We start from the raw sequence: 18,749 nt of genomic DNA on the forward strand, positions 1-18,749 counted from the left end.
CAGGAGGGGAGAATATGTACATTTAACGAAAAAAAGGAACTGCTATGCAATTCCTCAGCGTGAAGACAATCCCTCGTATTCTATCGGTACTCGTCCTTTTTACATGATCCAGTTTATAGCGTGCTGAATATCAAATAAAAGTGTCATGATGAGAAAAAACGCGGCGAGCGGTGTGATCACAATGATGAAGGCTTGCCATAATCTGAGCTTCATCACAGCGACAATGCCTAAAACAGCCATTCCCAATATCCACGTCTTAGCATATGCTTCCGTAAGAGGTAAAAGATCGAGATAATACCATACTTCATAATGCTGATCTAAATATGGTGAGATTTTAACAAACGTATACGGACCTAGCATCCCAACAGTGAAAATCCAAGTAAGTGAAAATAAAGCAGAAGGGAAAAAGACCGTCAGTGTGCAGGCTTTGAGTATATCTCGATACGCCGTTTGACAGCCGAAAAAGAGACGTCCTAACCACTTGATGATGAGGACACCGAAAAATAGAATCATATTGCCTGCCAAAATACCATATCCCGCTCCTTGTAACAGAATAAAAGGGAATGGAATATGATTGCCCATATACTCGCTAAAATACCCTTCGTAGATCCAGCCCGTACCGGCGATACTTGCAAGGAGCATCATCAGCCAAATGGGAATATTGGAATGTTGATATGAGCGAATAATCGTTTTTGTCGCGACGAAAATTTTAAAAAATCGAAAAAATCCTTTTACTTCCTCTTCTTGGGAGTGATCATTCTTCATAGCTTCCAATGTTCTTTACTCCTTTAATACACACAAATGATTACTTATATTACCAAAAAGTTCGCATTTTTCAAAGATAGATCAATAAAAAAATACAATTTTATAAAAAATAGGTCACTCTACAGTCTCTTTAAGAGGAGACACATATGATAAACATAGTTTGAAAGAGACCGAGGTGAAAACTTTGACAAAAGTAACTGTCATTATGACGAGCTACAACAAGGCAGCTTACGTCGGCAGATCGATTGAAGCGGTCCTGCAGCAGACGCTGTCAGACTTTGAACTTTTTATCATGGATGATGGATCAAACGAAAAAACCCTTGCTGCTATTGAACCGTTTCGCAAAGATCCCCGCGTTCATTTTATCCAAAGCGGTGTCAAAACGCTGGAAGAGAGAACAGCGAAAACTCGCTACGCCGTGCTGATTAATCAAGCATTAGAACTGGCAAAAGGGGAGTATATTTCCTATGCCACAGATGACAATGTCTACGCCCCGGACCGTTTAGAGAAGCTCACTCATTATCTAGATGCCCATCCAGGTAAGGATATTGTCTATTCTAGTTCTAAAGTGATCTATTTAAATAGCAAAAAAGAGCCAGTGAAGGAAACGATTCGGCCGGCGCAAACAGTGCAATGGAATGCCCCCTGCGCCATAGATCATTGCTCGGTCGTGCATCGTACATCCATTTTATCAAAAATTCATGAGGAATTTGGGTCTTACTGGGACGAGAGTCCGCATTTTTATCGAATAGGGGATGCCCGTTTCTTTTTCCGGTTAAATCATTTTTATCCGTTCTATCCCTTTGATGAAATATTAGATACAAATTACATTACAGAACAGTCCATTCATTATCAGCTGGCAGAAGAAGAGAAAAGTGCCTTTATTCAAGCACTTCCCGAGCAGTCCACCTGCTGGGAGCTTCGCAGTATATTAAAACAAAGACATGGGAGGTGACCTGAAGTGACGCACTATATTCATCATTATTGGCAGGTGTATTTTGAGTATGTGAATCTGATGAAGGATTTGTCCTACAAGCAAATTCCTCTTGGGCTGATCAGTAATTTTTATCAATATATCAGTCCTGAAGTGAGGGAACGCATGGAAGATGAGGCATTCGGTCAAGAACTGACAACCGCTTGTCCATTACCGGAAGAGATTCAGCCATTTTTTGATCAGCATAAACAGCAGATCAAGCGTATTGATTATCGTCCGGCGAATGGAAAGGTATTGCTTCACTTTGAACACCTGCGTTTTACGGAACAAAATTACACGCGGTTCCATCCAAACCAAACGGTGGTGCTCGCTCGCTGGAAGAAGGCGGATTATTACGGATTACCCGTGATCAGTAAGCCGGAATTAGCCGGAGAGGTTAATAAAGAAGCCCACGCTGAATATATTGAAAAAGCAAATGCTCTTCTTAAACCTTACGCTCACCACCCTGTCTTTGGCAATGTCTTTTTTAGAGAAAAACTGCGAAAGGACATTGTGCAATTTATTGATGTCATTGACCAGATAGAAATGCTATTTCAAATGCAGCCGATTGCAGCTGTTATTGTTGGAACGACAGAGGATGTCTACAGCCGCGTACTCGCTTTGCAAACAGTGAAACGCCAGCTTACGAGTATCTGTCTTCAGCATGGCGCGCTTATGGGAGACGAAGCCTTTTTACCGATTTTTACGACTTGCCATGGGGTGTTTGGAAAGTATGAAAAGGATTGGTATGTAGACAAAGGCTGTCAGCCGGAACAAGTGGAAATCACAGGTCATCCGAGGTTTGATTTGGTGAAGGAGCGAACGCCGCTTCAACAGGATCTCATTTTTCGTAAATTGAATTTCAGTCCGGCTAAAAAGACTGTGCTTGTGGCAACGCAGCCGTTTTCTGAAGCCTTTTATGGCGATGTTCTTAAAACGATCGCCAAACGGAAAGACATTCAGCTGATCATGAAGCCGCATCCTTGGGAAATTGCTCGAAATCGATTAAATGACTATGTGTCTATTGAACGAGCGGGAAATCATGTGAAATTGATTAAAAAAGAAATTGATCTGTATGACCTGCTGCCATATGTGGATATCGTGATTACGCTCACATCCACAGTTGGTCTTGAAGCGATGCTTTTTGAAAAGAGTGTGCTGATCGGGAAAATGACAGAAGGCAGAAGATACCCATATTACGAGTCGCTTGGCAGCTATCATATGGAAAACCCTGTTGAACTAGCTGAGAAAGCCATTCGTATTTTGTCGGATGAACAAGAGATGAAACTGGCAAAGCAGCAAGGAGCACAGTTCATTAAACAGCATTATCCGCATGCGCGATCTATCGATGTTCTGCTTTCTCTGCTCAAAACAAAAACTGGTGTGGATTTTCAGAGATGAAGATAGGGGTGTGCAAGCGATATGGGAAAAAAGAGAGCACAATTTCTTCCTTATGCTCTGCCTTTCATTGAGCAGGAGGAAATTGATGAAGTCATTGGAACATTAAAGTCCGGCTGGCTGTCAACTGGACCAAAAGTAAGACAGTTTGAGGAAGAATTTCAGCAGCTGACAGGTGCAAAACATGCGATCGCTGTCAATTCATGTACGGCTGCTTTATTTTTAGCCTTAAAGGCAAGAGGGATTGGGACTGGGGATGAGGTGATTACAACCCCTCTGACATTCTGCGCAACAGCTAATACGATTATCCATACGGGGGCAGCGCCTGTATTTGTCGATATTGATCCAGCGACACTCAACCTGGATGCAGAGAAAATAGAAGCGGCCATTACACCACATACAAAAGCGATTGTTCCTGTTCACTTTGCCGGTCAATCGTGCGATATGGACCGAATTTTAGCGATTGCCAAAAAGTATGATCTATTTGTACTTGAAGATGCTGCCCATGCTCTTTACACAACGTACCACGGTCAGCCCGTTGGATCCATTGGTGATGCGACCGCTTTTAGCTTTTATGCAACGAAAAACCTAGCGACTGGTGAAGGCGGCATGCTGACAACAAATGATGATGCGCTTGCTGCTCGGATTAGAAGACTAGCGCTCCATGGGATGAGCAAGGGAGCGTGGAATCGTTATGGAGAAAAAGGAACGTGGTATTACGAGGTCGAGGAACCAGGCTATAAAATGAACATGTTTGACGTGCAGGCATCGTTAGGGCTTGTTCAGCTAAACCGTCTGGATGACATGCAGGCACGGAGAGAACAGATTGCAAAAGCATACAATCAGGCTTTTCAAAAAGAAGCGGGTCTGATCCTGCCGCCTGTGCATCAAGAAGGAAGACATGCATGGCATTTGTATGTACTGCAAGTGAATCCAAAAGAAGCATTCATCACGCGGGATGAACTGATTGATCAGCTGCAAAAGGAATATAAAATCGGCACGAGTGTTCACTTTATCCCTGTTCACTTGCATCCATACTATCAGGAAACATATCACTATTCACCAGAGGATTTCCCTGAGTCACTCGCATACTACAAGCAGACGCTCTCACTGCCGCTCTATCCAAGTATGAAAGATGAAGATGTGCAGGATGTTATCACAGCGGTGTTGTCAATTTTAAAAGAACAGAGGGCATCATCATGAAGGTCGTTCATGCTGTAGATGATCAGGTGCTGGCTGCTTGGCTGGAGAAATACGGTCAACAAGCGCAACAAATGAACGGCTTCAAGCAGTTTGCTCTTGTTAATGGCGCCCAGCTCAAAGCAGTCCTGTTATATGAATGGTCAAAATGGGAAAGCGGCATTTTTGATCAGCATATTTTTCATGTGAAGTTTGTGGAAGCGGAGTCAGCGTCTTCCTTTCAAGAATTGATGGAGCGTTTCATCAATTGGATGAGAACTGAAAAATGCGATTTTTTCTTTTTACGTCTTGAAGCATCTGATCTTGTAAAAAACCGTATCGTTCAAAGACTGTCACATGTGTACTATGTGGGAGGTCTCACTCGTCTTGAGGCGCCGCCTGTTCAAATGGAGCTTCCATCAACGGGTGAAGATGTGGTTATTAGTCTGCCGAATGAAAAGGATTACGATGAGGCGGTCTCACTTGCTCATCAGGCGTTTGGGAAAAGCCGGTACGCACTTGATCCTTTTTTAGATCAGAATGTCGTCCAGCTTTTCTTTCAGGAATGGATGAGAAACAATTTACTCGGACGTGCAGATATCAATCTCACGGCAAAGGTAAACGATGAAGTCATTGGTTTGATTCAAGGGGTAACAAAGGGCGATGAACTAGTGCTTGATTTATTGTCCATTAGACCGGATGCACAAGGAAAAGGGATCGGAAAAAAGCTCGTGATGGCGATAATAAAAGCCTCTTATGAGAGAGGGCATCGGTTTATGTCTGCCGGAACTCAGATGCATAACACAACCGCGATTCAGCTGTACGAAAAGCTAGGCTTTAGAACAAAAAATGCCTTCTTGTATTACCATGTGTGGCCGAAAAAAGGAGAGAGGTAAGATGGCGCATTTCTATATCGGAGATCGCAAAGTAGGGGATGGTGCGCCTGTCTTTATCATTGCAGAGGCAGGCATTAACCATGATGGAAAGCTGGATCAGGCGCTTGCTTTAATTGATGTGGCAAAAGAAGCAGGTGCCGATGCGGTGAAGTTTCAAATGTTTCAAGCTGATCGGATGTATCAAAAGGAACCGGGTTTGTACGAAACAGCCAAGGGAGAAGAGGTGTCTATTTTTTCTTTAGTGGAACAAATGGAGCTGCCGCCAGAATGGCTCCCGGTGTTATTGTCACGTTGCGCGGAAAAAGGGCTGATATTTTTAAGCACAGTGTGTGACGAAGAATCTGCGGATCTATTGAATCAAACCGATCCGCCGGCTTTCAAGCTGGCATCCTATGAAATCAATCATCTGCCTCTTATGCGTCACACGGCATCTTTTCAAAAGCCCATCATATTCTCAACAGCCGGGGCAACCATTTCGGATGTCCATGAAGCATACGAGGCGATTACAAGCGAGCAAAATCAGCAGGTCGCGATCATGCATTGCGTAGCAAAGTATCCAGCACCTAGAGCTTACACGAATCTGCGTGTGCTTCAAACTTTAGCTGCGGCATTTCCCGAGGCAGTCATTGGCTTTTCTGATCATAGTGAGCATCCAACTGAAGCGCCTGTAGCTGCTGTGAAGCTTGGGGCAGCAATTATTGAAAAGCATTTTACAGTCGATAAAACGTTACCTGGGGCTGATCATTCCTTTGCGCTTGATCCTGAAGAATTGAAGGAAATGGTTCAGCATATTCGAGCGGCAGAAAAGCAGCGGAATTTAAAAGAAGCTGACATTCATTCAGTGCCAGAAGAGCTCCTTGGCAGTTCTTATAAAACGACAACAGCTATTGAAGGCAAGATTCGTGAATTTGCGTATCGAGGTATTTTTACGACAAAAGGCATTGCGAAGGGCGAGACATTGACCGCAGAAAATCTAGCCGTGTTACGTCCAGGACAAAAAAGCCAAGGTCTGCATCCAAGGTATATGGCGGTTTTACTTGGCGCAAAGGCTGTCAGAGATATCCCAGCCCATACAGGGGTTTCGTGGAAAGATGTACTCATGAAGGAGACGCCAAATGATCAATGATGTCCTTTTTGTCATACAGGCGAGAATGGGCTCAACAAGGCTGCCAAAAAAGGTAATGAAACCGATCGGCGGTATGGCGCTGATCGACCTGATTGTTGAACGAGTAAAGCAATCAGATCATTACAATCACAAAACGCAGAATCTCATGATCGCCACAACAGTTGAGGCAGAAGATGATCTGCTGGCTCATTATTGTCTCTCCAAGGGCTATAAAGTATTTCGTGGCAGTGAGACGGATGTACTGCAGCGATTTGCGCAGATTGTCCGTCATTTTGAACCGCAAACCATTGTGCGTTTAACAGGAGATAACCCATTTATAGATCCAGTCCTTTTGTCGAAAATGCTTGAAAAACATAGACAAGAGAAGGCTGATTACACGTATACGGCTGGAACACCACTCGGTATTTCCGGGGAAATGATCGACGCACAGATTTTAAGTGAAATCGACAATTTTCCCCTTACGCAGCCAGAGCGTGAGCATGTCACGCTCTATATCAGAAAGCATCCTGAGCAATTTCACCTGCAATTATTCACACCGCCCAAAGAACTTGCATATCCTGCTTATCGATTCACGATTGATACAGAAGAAGATTATGTGTTTGCGACCCGTTTACTAGAGAAAGCTGGCGGCTCCATTGCTGTGCCTACGGCTGAACTCATCACCATTTGCGAACAAGACCCTGATATTGTTCGGTTGAATCAATTTGTGAAACAGAAGGATGCTGAATGAACAAGAAAATCATGATTGTTGTGTACGGTGGGTTTTTAAGAGGAATGGGGCATGTCGTCAGAATGAAACGGCTGGCAAATCAACTGTTTCAAGAAGGAAACGACATATCTTTCTATACAAATGAACAGATCTGTGTAGAAATGCTCTCAGGTCCAGATTGGCACGTTCATTTGGTGCAGGAGTCGAAGGCATTCCTTCAGATGGAGCAGGACATAAAAGAGCTGAATCCAGATCTTCTGCTGATTGATGTACTTGATTGTGACCTCCAATTTCTTCGATTGATCAAAGCGTCCTCCGGCTCTGCAAGGCTGGTTTTATTTGAAGAAATAAGAGCAGAAGCTTGTCAGCTTGCCGATGCTGTCGTGAACGGCATTTATGGCGGTCTGGACGAAAAGCACATGCAAGTAGATGGGACAGAATATTTTTATGGAACACCTTATTTATTGTTAGATCAAGAGATAAGCCGATTAAAAGACACATATGAGGTTCGAAAAGAATGCAAAAAGGTGGTCATCAGCCTTGGGGGCAGTGACCCGCGCGGATTGTTATCAAAGGCTGTATCAGCACTCCTCGAAGCTGACCACTTACACATCTTAGCAGTTACAGGAAAAGCCTCCCGCATTGAAGAACAAATAGAGGCTGAGCATATTCAATTCATTCGTCATACAGATCAATTACCTGCGCGCCTTTCGGAAGCTGATCTGGCAATAGTGGCTGGCGGGATGACGTTATACGAGGCAGTTTGTATCGGAGTGCCCAGTATTGTCCTTTCACAAGTCGACCACCAAGCAGTGACAGCCGCTCGTTTTGCACAAAAGGGAGCCTGCCGTCATCTTGGATTAGGTGAACTTGTGGATGAAAAAGATATACGATGTGCTGTGGAAAGGCTGTCTGGCAGCTATTTTCTCCGCAGGAGCATCCATCTCAATGGACGGACACTCATCGATGGAAAAGGAACTGAACGAGTGAAAAACATTCTTATACACCTCATGAATCATCACCAAAAAGAACATAAGGATGTGTAGATGTGAAGGGAGTTATTTTAGCAGGAGGAAAGGGATCACGACTGGCGCCTTTAACGAAGATTTTCAATAAACATTTATTGCCGGTTGGTCCATATCCAATGATTTATTGGTCATTGTTCAAATTGAAGGAAGCAGGGATTTTAGATGTGATGGTCATATCACAAGAAGAACAAATCCCGCTGTTTCAAAAGCTGCTTGAAAGCGAGCAGGAACTGGGGATGAACATCGTATATCAGGTACAGCCTGAAGCGTCTGGGATATCAGACGGCTTATCCTATGCAAAGCCCTTTGTCAAAGGGGAGAAGTTTGTGCTGATGCTTGGTGATAATGTATTTGAGGATTCGCTAAACCCTTTTGTTGAAGCCTTTCAGCGGCAAGATAGAGGAGCCAAGGTTTTGTTGAAAGAAGTGGCAGATCCAAACCGGTTTGGCATTGCAGAAATTGATGTCACGCGCCAACGGATTTTATCAATAGAGGAAAAGCCGGAGCATCCGCGCTCATCTTACTGCGTCACGGGCATCTATTTTTATGATCAAGAAGTCTTTCAATATATTGAGAGAATCTCGCCGTCAGATCGAGGCGAATTAGAGATTACAGACGTGAACAATCTCTATATCTCAAATAGCCAGCTGACCTATGATATGTTAAAAGGGTGGTGGATTGATGCAGGAACACATGAATCTCTCCACGAAGCATCTGCGAAAATGTTTGAAACGATGAAGAAAAAAGAGGGATCCGAATGACGAAGTCTTATTTAATTACAGGCGGAGCGGGTTTTATCGGACTGAATTTTGTGAAGCTGCTGCTTCAGGATACAAATGTCAGGCTCACCGTTTTTGATAAATTAACATATGCCAGTCATCCAGACGAGATGGATGAATTATTAAAGTTGTCTCATTTTCGGTTTATTCAAGGGGATATTACCCTTCAGCATGAGCTGGATCAAGCATTTGACGAAGTCTATGATGCGATCATTCATTTTGCGGCAGAATCGCATGTTGATCGCAGCATTGAATCAGCAGAGCCTTTTATTCAAACAAATGTCCTCGGAACGTATCGTATGCTTGAAGCGGTCTTAAAAGGAAAGGCGAAAAAGCTCATTCATATTTCAACAGATGAAGTATATGGAGATTTGGAGCCAGATGATCCTGCTTTCACAGAACAAACACCACTTTCACCGAATAATCCTTATTCAGCAAGCAAGGCGAGTTCAGACCTGCTTGTGAAATCCTATATCCACACTCACCAATTACCCGCGATGATTACACGATGCAGCAACAATTACGGACCGTATCAGCATGAGGAAAAATTAATACCGACCATTATTAGAAAAGCAGTCAATGGAGAGAAAATCCCGATTTATGGAGACGGCCGGCAAATTCGCGATTGGCTGTATGTAGAGGACCATGCGAGAGCTGTGAAGAAGGTGCTCGAAAACGGCACAGCCGGGCAGGTATACAATATTGGCGGCGGCAATGAGAAAACAAATCTCAATTTAACCAAAACGATTCTATCGCAGCTCGGAATCAGTCATGATCAAATTGCGTTTATTCAAGACCGAAAAGGACATGACAGACGGTATGCCATTGATGCCAGTAAGCTAAAAGGCGAGCTCGGCTGGACGCAGGAGACGTCATTTGAAGAAGGTATCGAAAAAACGATCAATTGGTATCGAACCAAATACGATCAGAGCGAAGAAGGGTGACGGATGAAAGTTTTAATCACAGGTGCAGGCGGCCAATTAGGGAAAGAATTGAGCAGACAGCTCAAAGAAAAAGACATGACCGTCATTGCCTTAACGAGGAACATGCTCAATATCACAGACCAACAGGCAGTTAGACATGCGATGAGACACTATCAGCCTGATATTGTTGTCAGTACAGCAGCCTATACATCTGTTGATCAATGTGAAACAGAAACCGAAAAGGCGTATCTTGTGAATGGCATTGGCGCCTACTATACAGCCCTGGAAGCAAAGCGCGCAGGCGCTGATGTGTTACATGTCAGTACAGATTATGTGTTTGACGGGCAGGCGGACACCCCTTACCAAGTCGATGCACAAGCAGATCCTCAAACCATTTATGGAAAGAGTAAGAAGCTTGGTGAGGAATTGATTCAGCTTGTGTCAGACGAAGTGAAAATCATTCGTACCTCGTGGCTTTACGGACATGAGGGGCATAACTTTGTGAATACCATTCTTCGGCTCGCTGAAACGAAGGATCATTTGCGCATTGTGAATGATCAAATAGGGTCTCCTACTTATACAAAGGATGCAGCCGAGGCCTTGATTCATTTGTTTGATCAGAAGGCAGGCGTGTACCATGTCAGTAATCGAGAAAGCTGTTCCTGGTTTGATTTTGCGTCAGAAATTGTGATGAAAAGCGGCCTGTCCGCTACAATTGAGCCGATTTCCACTGAGGAGTACGGCTTCCAAACGCCACGTCCAGCCTATTCTGTCTTAGATCTTCAAGCGATTGAAGCCACAGGCTGGCAGCCGAGGCATTGGAAGGATGCACTTCACGAATATTTGCAGAAAGAAGGGAGATGGCAACAGCATGATTGATGGTGTTCAAACAAAAAAACTCATGAAACATTGTGATGACCGCGGCTTTTTTGCAGAGCTCATTCGAGATGATGAACCGATGCTGAAACGCTTTGGTCAGGCGTCCTGGTCGAAAAGCTTTCCAGGCGTAATCAAAGCCTTTCATTATCATGAAAAACAAGACGACGTTTGGTTCTTCCCGGCAGGTCATGCACAGGTCGTGTTATATGATTTGCGTGAGGACTCTCCCACAAAGGGGCAAACCGATGTGTATTATATGGGGGAAGACAATCCGATGCTGCTTCTCATCCCAAAGGGTGTCGCGCATGGCTACCGTGTACTAGGTGAGACGCCGCTGCAAATTGTGTATTTCACAACAGAATCGTATGACCCGAAAAACCCAGATGAAAAGCGAATCGCCTGGAATGACGAAACGATCGGGTTTAATTGGGAAACGACATTTAAATAGAGAACGGGGGGCCTTTCGCAGGAGAAAGGTCTTTTTTTGTTGAAATACATTCTATATGTGTCATTTTATGTATATGTACGAAGCTGATAAGAAAAGGGATGTGGATGAGTTTGTCTAAAAGAATTGCGTTTGTAACAGGAGCAAGTACAGGGATTGGAATGGCCATCGCCGTAAAGCTTGCCGCTCAAGACAATGTAAAGGTCATCATCAATTCTAGAAATCAATCCTCACTAGAAGAAGCGCAGCAGCACATTGGGCGTATGGCAGAAACAAAGGAACCGGTGGCTCTTTTCTGTGGGGACATGTCAGATGAAGGAGTGAGGGCTGAGGCTTTTACGAAAATAGAAAAAGAGTTTGGCAGACTGGATGTGTTGATTAATAACATTCCAGGGGGGAAGCCGGATACCTTTGATTCATGTGACAGCGAGCAGATGATGGCAGCATTTTCTCAAAAAGCCATTGCGTACATTGATACGATGAAGCGTGCGGCAGCGATGATGAAACGACATGAATATGGCCGGATCATTCAAATTGTCGGGAACCTATGGAAGGAGCCTGGTGACCAAATGTTTACGAACAGTATGATGAATGCAGCGATTATTAATGCTAGTAAAAATGCTGCCACACAGCTTGCACCTTCAGGGATCACAGTGAATTGTTTAAACCCGGGATTTATAGCTACAGATCGGTATGAACAATTTATCGGAAACATGATGCGTAAACAGGCATTATCGCGGGAAGAAGCTGTACAGGCTGTAGCGTCAGGAATTCCAATGAAAAGAGTGGGGTCAGCGAGTGAAATGGCTTCATTGGCCGCTTTTATCGCATCAGAGGAAGCCTCCTATCTTACAGGACAACAAATATCCGTCGATGGTGGAGCAATGAAAAGTATATAGCATCAAAAAACCCGCTATATGCGGGTTTTTTGATTAAAGCGAATTGGAAGGATGCGAAGCCGGTCGATAAACAGGGCAAGCTGTTCAATTGGAGCGACCATTGAGATGCGGACATGACGGCTTCCATGTGCTCCAAACACACCCCCCGGCGTGACAACGACATCAGTATGTTCGAGTAAATAGTCAGCAAATGTATGAGAATGTTCAAAATCATCAGGGATGGGAGCCCATAAATAAAAGGCGCCAGCTGGATATTCGATGGACCATCCTAGCTGTTTTTCTGCTTGACGGATGAAAAAGTGAATTCGTTCAAGGTAGACCTCTTTTAATGATTGTATGTGACAGTCATCACTTTGCAAAGCGACGGTTGCGGCTTGTTGAAATCCGCCATACATACTGACAAACACATGATCTTGGAAGGCGTTAATGGCTTGGATGATGTCCTCATTACCTACAGCAAAAGCGACTCTCCATCCTGCCATATTAAATGTTTTGGATAGAGAATATAATTCCACTCCTACGCTTTTCCCAAGAGGAGCGTTCAGAAAGCTTACTGGTTTTTGCTCATAATGAAATGAACCATAGGCAAAATCATGAATGACATGCAGTCCGTGAGCCGATGCAAAATCAGCAGCCTCTTCAAAAAATGCATCATTTGCCACAGCACCTGTTGGGTTATTCGGATAATTTAAGAAAAGAACCTTTGCCTTTTTAATCACCTCCGGATCAATTGAAGAGAGATTTGGCAAATAGCCATTTTTCGATTCAAGTTTGATGCAGTAGGGCTTAGCGTCTGCCATCAAGATCCCAGAATGATATTCTGGGTATCCTGGATCGGGGATGAGGGCAACGTCCCCAGGGTCAAGCAGACACTGACTCATGACATAAAGGCCTGTTTTCCCTCCATTGAAAAGAGCAACTTCTTTCTGTGGATCTATCTCAGTGCCGAACTCCTTTTTGTAGAAATCTGCAATGGCTTGCTTGAAAAAGTCGAAGCCTCTAAAAGGTGCATATTGCTGAAATTGCAAAGTGGCTGCTGCCTCTTGAAGGGCGCTTACGATATGTGCAGGAGTAGGAAGATCGGGATTTCCCTGACCCAGGTTTATGATGTTCGCTCCGTTTTGTGCTTTTTGCGCAATTTTCTCAAATACGGTTCCAAATTTCTGTTCTGGCAGCCGTTTAATCATGTTAGATGGTAAGATCTCCACCACGTTACCCTCTCTTTCTATCCCTTGACTAATTCATCCATTAAATGAATGGCAGCTTGCTTCTGTAAGTTGCGGATGGATGCAGCAACATCCTGTGAGGATGACCCTTTTAACTCAAGCGACACGATGCCGTTAAAGGCTTCAAATAAAGATAGATCGACAAAGGTGCCTTTGGACGGGACGGATTTATTGACGATCACAGTATCTCCAACTAAAGCATCCTGCGGAATATGGATATGATCAATGGTGATATGTGTGGCCTCTGCCGGTATGTGTCCGCTTTCTTTGAAATGCTGAGGGTATAAATGGCAGTCTGCAATATAATGCGTATGTCCAGAAAGCAGCTCTTTTGGCAGCGCCGCTTTTTTTCCATCGACTAATACATCGATCAGCAGCTTGGCCATATCCACCCCAAACACTTTTTTGATATTCGGAATCATATTCCAGCCAGCAAATCTAGCTGCTGATTCGATCAGTCCCGTTTCTCGATTTTTCATGAGTTTGATCTCTGTATGAGTCGCACAGTTTTCAAGGCCCAGCCCTTCATTTGCCTTCTTTGCTGCCTCAATGATGATTTGCTGGGCTTCATTGTCTAGGATCGAGGGAGTAATATGAGCCGTTTCTGTAAAACCGATTTGAGGGGTCTTGTCATGAATGACAAAAGGGATATATTCCCCCTCCACGACGAACCCTTCTACACTGACATAATCGGAATAGCCATCCTCCTGATACCAATCCTCGTAAGCGCCCTCTAAGTACGTTTCAGCGACAAATGGTGCTTCATATGTCACAGCGTTTGGGACGGGAATTGTTTGCAAGTAGGATTGTACGTTTAAAAAGAGATCATCACTGCCGGTTTTGTCATGAAAAAGGGTCACACCAATGGAGCTTGCTAAATATGTAGGCTTTAAAATAAGTGGTGTCCCGATATGTTCAATAGCTTGCTGGAAATCAGCTAAAGTCGTGACAGGCTGAGTTTTCACCGCTTTGACACCAGCAGCGTTAAATGCAGCCCTCATTTGACTTTTATCACGTGCCATTTCAGCTGCTTTTACCCCAGCGCCGCGCAGCCCCAGCCGCGCAGCTGCTTTTGCCATTGGTGCAATGAATAATTCATTATTGGTGGTGATGGCATCAGCTTTGAAAAAGGAAGCCACACGGACTAGGTCTTCCACCACCTCTTCCTCTGATTTCAAATAATCATCATGTGCCCAGTAAATAGAATCAGGGTGTTCAAAAGAAGGGTGTGTCTCAAAATAATCACGATCTTTGATGACGGCAATGGAGTATTTTTCGATTAGTTCAGCGTGACCCTTTGTAATGGCAAAGGGTCTCGGGATATAAGAAACGATATGATAAGATGCTGCCACGCTTTCATAAAACATATGGGGCGGGCATCCTCCTAAGTCAGCAATGACAAGTACGGTTTTTTTACTCAATGAAAGCACTCCTTTTTATCTAGCGGTGTATCCGCCGTCTGCTGTGACAACACTTCCAGTCATATAGCTGGATAGATCAGAGGCGAGAAACAGCATCACGCCCGCAATTTCTTCGGGTTTTCCGAGACGAAGCAAGGGATTCACCTTTGCTTTTTCCTTTTTGACAACCTCAAGACTTTCTGAATGATTGTCTAAAAAGGATTTTTCATTTAATGGCGTATCAATGATGCCTGGGGCGATACAATTCACCCTGATTTGATGAGCGGCATAGTCGATCGCCATCGATTTGGTGAGCTGGATGACACCGCCCTTTGTTGCGTTGTATGCAGGAATGTCAGGCCAGCCAACGAGACCTCCGACAGATCCAGTATTAATAATACTTCCGCTTTTCTTTTCAAGCATATGGGGCAATGTATGCTTACTCATAAGAAATACACCAGTCAGGTTGACCTGTAGAATGTGGTTCCAATCCTCCAGTGTCATCTCGTGAATAGGTGAGACAATTTCGATGCCTGCATTGTTAATCAAAACATCAATTGTCCCGAATTGGCTCAGCACGGATTGAACGGTTTTTTGACAGTCAGACTCATTCGTAATATCTGTTTTGAAAAACGCAGCATGTTCATGAGGCAATGATTCAACGAGTTGTTTACCGCTATCTTCATTGATATCAGCCACTGCTACTTTTGCTCCGTGCTCAAGGAAAAGCTTGACGGCGGCAAGCCCAATCCCAGACGCACCTCCTGTAATCAGGACGACTTTTCCGGCAATGTTCATTTCTTCACCTTAGACGCTTTTGGCTTTAAGCGGTTATAGCGTGGAGGGAAGAAGAGATTAATAGACTTTGATGCTTCTGGCTTTGGATTAATGGCGCCGTGATCTTCTTTTGGATCACAGAAATAAGTCGTGCCAAATTCCATCTTTTCTGTAAAGCCTTCAATCGTCATATCATACCCACCGCTAATGCAAATCCCGATTTGTTCATTACGGTGCTTATGAAAAGGCATTTCCCCGCCATTTCCCGGAATGTTGGCAATCATAAGCTCCATCCAGTCCTCTACAAAAAAAGTCACTTCCATGCCAGGAAGTAAATCACGCGTTTTGAAAATGTCTAAGAAATAAGTAGGAGGAGCCGTATATTCTTCGCCATCTTTTAATCTCTTAATATCAATGGCGATCACTTCTTCATCTGTCAGATTCGATGCGCCGTGAGGAACGAATGGTGGTGCAATATAAGCTGATTCTAATGGGGTCAGCAATTGGGTCGATTGGCCGACCGTCATTTGAAGCTCGCCTTTTAATACGATGCCGATTTGTGCTTCTGGATGCTCGTGAGGTTCGATGATCGTGTGAGGAGGGACGTATGAAATTAACACTTCCGTATCGCCTCTGACAGTAGAATATTGGATGACACCATTATCCCATTCTCGTTTTTTCGCTTGAGGAAAATATAATTCTTGCACCTTTTGTTCAGTTGTCATGTTACATCTCTCCTTTTCCGAATATAGACCAGCTCATAGGAATGCTTTTAAATGTTCGAATGAAGGTGAGCCCGTATGTAGCTCTTGCCACCTCATTGGTTAAAGCGAAATCAAATTCTCCGTCTCTTACTTTTTGTGCGGCTGTACTTGTAGAATTGACAAGCTCAAATTCAGCATTTTGATGAATAAAATATTGAATCAAATTCACAGGTGCAGGATGAGAAACAATTTTTAAATGGTGAAGCATTTGTTCTTGAAAGGGGAAATCTGGTCTGACAGCCAACCCATACATGGGCGTGTCACATCTGAATATTTGTAAAAGCTGTAGGTCAGGTCTCATGTAGAAGTGTTTGATTCCTTCGTATGCGTGTGGAACGAGAGTGTATTGGAGTGCGTTAGAGAGAGTATGTTCAATGCAAGTTTCGAATGTGTCGTAAAGGGATAGTTTCGTATGGGTGCCGAGTGTAGTGGTGGAATGAGAGATGAAATGTTTTGCTGCATATTCACTGCTTGTCCCCTTAGGGCCTAATGTATTGACTGTAAACATCTTAGGTGAAACGATGGGCTCTTCTTTGAAATGAAAAACATCATTCTTTAAGATCATGTTTACCATCCAATCTTTTTCAAATTTTTACTAGATTATAAAAAATAAAAATGGTAATTGTCAACAAAATTTATAAAAAATGTATTTTATGATGATATTAAAAATTGATCTAAAAAACTGCACATATCGAGATGTGCAGTGAAATGAGCTCACGTTTCAAATGTGTTTTTATGTTTCTGCTGTAAGGTTTTTTCACGTTTATAGCTGACGAAGCTGATGACAAAACCAACAAGCGTAATGAGTGCACATACAAGTCCTACCGTATGATAGCCGAAATGGACATAAACAGGTCCCATCAGAGCTGATCCAAGCATAACGGCAAGATTGGAAGCAAGGCTGTAAAAAGCCATCACTTTGCCTCGGTGGGTTTGGGAGCAGTCGCTCAGGACGGTGCTCAAAAGCGTGACAGATAAACTTTGCATGGCACCCCAAATAAATAAAGCGAAAATGAGCAATGTCCATGAGAACGGTGCATAAGGAAGCAAGGCAAGAACGAGCGTAATGCCGCCCAGCACAAAGAAAAGTGAGCGTGTTTTGCCAAACCAATCAGCTAATTTCCCGGTAAATATACTCATGGAAAAACCAACGCCATAAGCCATGATCAGAAGTCCAGCTGTTGATTGACCCCCGGAAAACAGACTTTGCAGGTAAGCCCCTAAAAATGAGTACATGCCATAAAATCCAAGCATGTTACAAAATGTCACGGTCAAATAGGCAGGGACTCGGTCGATTTTTAAAGCCCCCCATATAGAGCCTGATTTCTCCCTCGCTTGAGATGCCTTCGGATCAGCTGCTGCGACTTGTTTTCGAGATTCAAGGATGACGAGCAGCAGGACAACGAGGCTCATCATGGCGAAAATCCAAAATGTCCAGCGCCAGTTCAAACTTTGACCAATAAAGGCGCCAATGGGCACACCAAGGACAAGAGAAAGAGACCAGCTCGATACAATGAGTCCCATCACTTTGCCGCGATATTCATATGGAACCCGGTCTCCCACAAGAGCATAGGCTGTTGGCACAAATACACCAGTCGCCAGCCCAGAAATAGCACGGCCTGCAAAAAACACGGCCAAATTTGGGGCAGCAGCACACATCACTGTTCCAATCAAAAAGAAAGACAGCCCAATAATCAAACACAGCTCTCTTGAATACCGGTCCCCTAAAGGAACGAGCAGTGGAGCTCCAACCAGCACAGCTAACCCATAAATGCTGATGGAAAGAGCGAGAACATCAAGAGAGTGCTGAAAGGAGTTTGATAAATCAGGCAGCAGTGGTGAAATCACCAGCTCTTCCGATCCCGCAGCAAAAACGCCAAGTGTGAGTGCGATGGCAAGTGTGATGGGAAATGTTTTAGAAGCCTGGCTGTCTAAAGATTCTTTCATCAAGTGATCCCTCCATACTTGCTTTTTCATTCAATTCCGTTAAAATAAATTCTACCATTATTTAGTTTTATTTTACATTTCGCATCATAAGTATTATCATAAAATACTTTTCAAATGGAACGATTTTTGGACAGGAGAGGTACGAATGAAAATCACCGATGTAGATGTGCATATTTTAAATGAATTGAGAGAAGATGCCCGCTTATCCATGAGGGAATTGTCCAAACGAGTGAATTTATCAGCACCTGCGGTAGCAGAAAGAGTGCGTAAATTAGAGGATGCAGGGATTATCGAAGGGTATTCTGTTCAGGTCAATTATAAAAAATTAGGGCTTCTGATTGACTGCCTGCTGGAAGTTACGGTGTTAAATGGGGAGTATCAGCGTTTTGTGACTTTTATGAATGAGCATCCACGTGCCTTTTTTGCTTATCGAGTGGCAGGGCAGTCTTGCTTTTTCATTAAGCTGTCAGTTTCTTCTCTTGAAGAAATTGAAGCCTTTATTCAAGAAGTATCTGGATTTACAAAAACTGTCTCACATATTGTCTTGTCAGAGCAATCTTTTTCTCATCCCATTCAGGAACGTGTGAAACAAATAGAAGAGCCAAAAATGACCGTGGTGAAATAAAAAAGGACCTG

Annotated in this window: 20 protein-coding genes; 13 read left to right on the forward strand and 7 right to left on the reverse strand. The window is 43.7% G+C overall.

What is annotated here, in order from left to right; genetic code table 11:
- Positions 1–99 precede the first annotated feature (99 nt).
- Positions 100–774 (reverse strand): YIP1 family protein, encoded by a 675-nt coding sequence (locus M1D84_RS01475; RefSeq protein ID WP_024423813.1) that lies wholly within the window; start codon positions 772–774, stop codon positions 100–102.
- A 175-nt stretch (positions 775–949) separates the two neighbouring features.
- Here M1D84_RS01475 and M1D84_RS01480 point away from each other — a divergent pair, with 175 nt between their 5' ends.
- From M1D84_RS01480 to M1D84_RS01535, 12 genes are all read left to right on the forward strand, one after another.
- Complete coding sequence (locus tag M1D84_RS01480; protein WP_024423812.1) at positions 950–1,720, forward strand: glycosyltransferase family 2 protein; 771 nt, start codon at positions 950–952, stop codon at positions 1,718–1,720.
- Between the two features lie 6 nt (positions 1,721–1,726).
- Positions 1,727–3,139, forward strand: a complete 1,413-nt coding sequence (locus tag M1D84_RS01485) for a capsular polysaccharide export protein, LipB/KpsS family (protein WP_133744430.1) — start codon at positions 1,727–1,729, stop codon at positions 3,137–3,139.
- Between the two features lie 21 nt (positions 3,140–3,160).
- The gene (locus M1D84_RS01490; RefSeq protein ID WP_073207815.1) at positions 3,161–4,339 is read left to right on the forward strand and encodes a DegT/DnrJ/EryC1/StrS family aminotransferase; all 1,179 of its coding nucleotides are present in this window, start codon (positions 3,161–3,163) and stop codon (positions 4,337–4,339) included.
- Positions 4,336–5,211: a GNAT family N-acetyltransferase gene (locus M1D84_RS01495; protein WP_073207812.1), complete on the forward strand. Its 876-nt coding sequence runs from the start codon at positions 4,336–4,338 to the stop codon at positions 5,209–5,211. The genes M1D84_RS01490 and M1D84_RS01495 overlap by 4 nt, the downstream gene beginning before the upstream one ends.
- A gap of 1 nt (position 5,212) precedes the next feature.
- Positions 5,213–6,337, forward strand: coding sequence for an N-acetylneuraminate synthase family protein (locus tag M1D84_RS01500; protein WP_283859719.1), 1,125 nt, complete (start codon positions 5,213–5,215; stop codon positions 6,335–6,337).
- Entirely contained in the window at positions 6,327–7,067 is a 741-nt protein-coding gene (locus tag M1D84_RS01505; RefSeq protein ID WP_029707507.1) for a cytidylyltransferase domain-containing protein, read from the forward strand. The genes M1D84_RS01500 and M1D84_RS01505 overlap by 11 nt, the downstream gene beginning before the upstream one ends.
- Positions 7,064–8,092, forward strand: a complete 1,029-nt coding sequence (locus M1D84_RS01510) for a PseG/SpsG family protein (RefSeq protein ID WP_247721672.1) — start codon at positions 7,064–7,066, stop codon at positions 8,090–8,092. The genes M1D84_RS01505 and M1D84_RS01510 overlap by 4 nt, the downstream gene beginning before the upstream one ends.
- A gap of 2 nt (positions 8,093–8,094) precedes the next feature.
- On the forward strand, positions 8,095–8,835 hold the full coding sequence (locus tag M1D84_RS01515; protein ID WP_283859718.1) for a sugar phosphate nucleotidyltransferase: 741 nt from the start codon (positions 8,095–8,097) through the stop codon (positions 8,833–8,835).
- The gene (gene rfbB / locus M1D84_RS01520) at positions 8,832–9,797 is read left to right on the forward strand and encodes a dTDP-glucose 4,6-dehydratase (protein WP_122631611.1); all 966 of its coding nucleotides are present in this window, start codon (positions 8,832–8,834) and stop codon (positions 9,795–9,797) included. Before M1D84_RS01515 ends, rfbB begins: the two co-directional genes overlap by 4 nt.
- Before the next feature lie 3 nt (positions 9,798–9,800).
- Positions 9,801–10,655: a dTDP-4-dehydrorhamnose reductase gene (gene rfbD, locus M1D84_RS01525; protein WP_458106378.1), complete on the forward strand. Its 855-nt coding sequence runs from the start codon at positions 9,801–9,803 to the stop codon at positions 10,653–10,655.
- Positions 10,648–11,103, forward strand: coding sequence for a dTDP-4-dehydrorhamnose 3,5-epimerase family protein (locus tag M1D84_RS01530; protein WP_024423802.1), 456 nt, complete (start codon positions 10,648–10,650; stop codon positions 11,101–11,103). The genes rfbD and M1D84_RS01530 overlap by 8 nt, the downstream gene beginning before the upstream one ends.
- Positions 11,104–11,207: 104 nt before the next feature.
- On the forward strand, positions 11,208–11,999 hold the full coding sequence (locus M1D84_RS01535; RefSeq protein ID WP_458106379.1) for an SDR family oxidoreductase: 792 nt from the start codon (positions 11,208–11,210) through the stop codon (positions 11,997–11,999).
- A gap of 14 nt (positions 12,000–12,013) precedes the next feature.
- Here the strand turns inward: M1D84_RS01535 and M1D84_RS01540 are convergent, their stop codons facing one another.
- The 6 genes from M1D84_RS01540 to M1D84_RS01565 form a co-directional block, all read right to left on the reverse strand.
- Positions 12,014–13,207: an aminotransferase class I/II-fold pyridoxal phosphate-dependent enzyme gene (locus M1D84_RS01540; RefSeq protein ID WP_458106380.1), complete on the reverse strand. Its 1,194-nt coding sequence runs from the start codon at positions 13,205–13,207 to the stop codon at positions 12,014–12,016.
- Positions 13,208–13,224: 17 nt separating this feature from the next.
- The gene (locus M1D84_RS01545; protein ID WP_458106381.1) at positions 13,225–14,646 is read right to left on the reverse strand and encodes an ATP-grasp domain-containing protein; all 1,422 of its coding nucleotides are present in this window, start codon (positions 14,644–14,646) and stop codon (positions 13,225–13,227) included.
- 15 nt (positions 14,647–14,661) lie between these two features.
- The gene (locus tag M1D84_RS01550) at positions 14,662–15,423 is read right to left on the reverse strand and encodes a glucose 1-dehydrogenase (protein WP_034621859.1); all 762 of its coding nucleotides are present in this window, start codon (positions 15,421–15,423) and stop codon (positions 14,662–14,664) included.
- A complete protein-coding gene (locus M1D84_RS01555) occupies positions 15,420–16,127 on the reverse strand; it encodes a cupin domain-containing protein (RefSeq protein ID WP_034281271.1) in 708 nt (235 codons plus the stop codon). Before M1D84_RS01555 ends, M1D84_RS01550 begins: the two co-directional genes overlap by 4 nt.
- Position 16,128: 1 nt before the next feature.
- On the reverse strand, positions 16,129–16,731 hold the full coding sequence (locus M1D84_RS01560; protein ID WP_024423797.1) for a type 2 periplasmic-binding domain-containing protein: 603 nt from the start codon (positions 16,729–16,731) through the stop codon (positions 16,129–16,131).
- A 149-nt stretch (positions 16,732–16,880) separates the two neighbouring features.
- Positions 16,881–18,113 (reverse strand): MFS transporter, encoded by a 1,233-nt coding sequence (locus tag M1D84_RS01565; RefSeq protein WP_411263413.1) that lies wholly within the window; start codon positions 18,111–18,113, stop codon positions 16,881–16,883.
- Between the two features lie 145 nt (positions 18,114–18,258).
- Here M1D84_RS01565 and M1D84_RS01570 point away from each other — a divergent pair, with 145 nt between their 5' ends.
- Positions 18,259–18,738: an Lrp/AsnC family transcriptional regulator gene (locus M1D84_RS01570; protein ID WP_133744442.1), complete on the forward strand. Its 480-nt coding sequence runs from the start codon at positions 18,259–18,261 to the stop codon at positions 18,736–18,738.
- Positions 18,739–18,749: the final 11 nt, after the last annotated feature.

This window comes from Bacillus sp. PK5-006, from assembly GCF_054161415.1.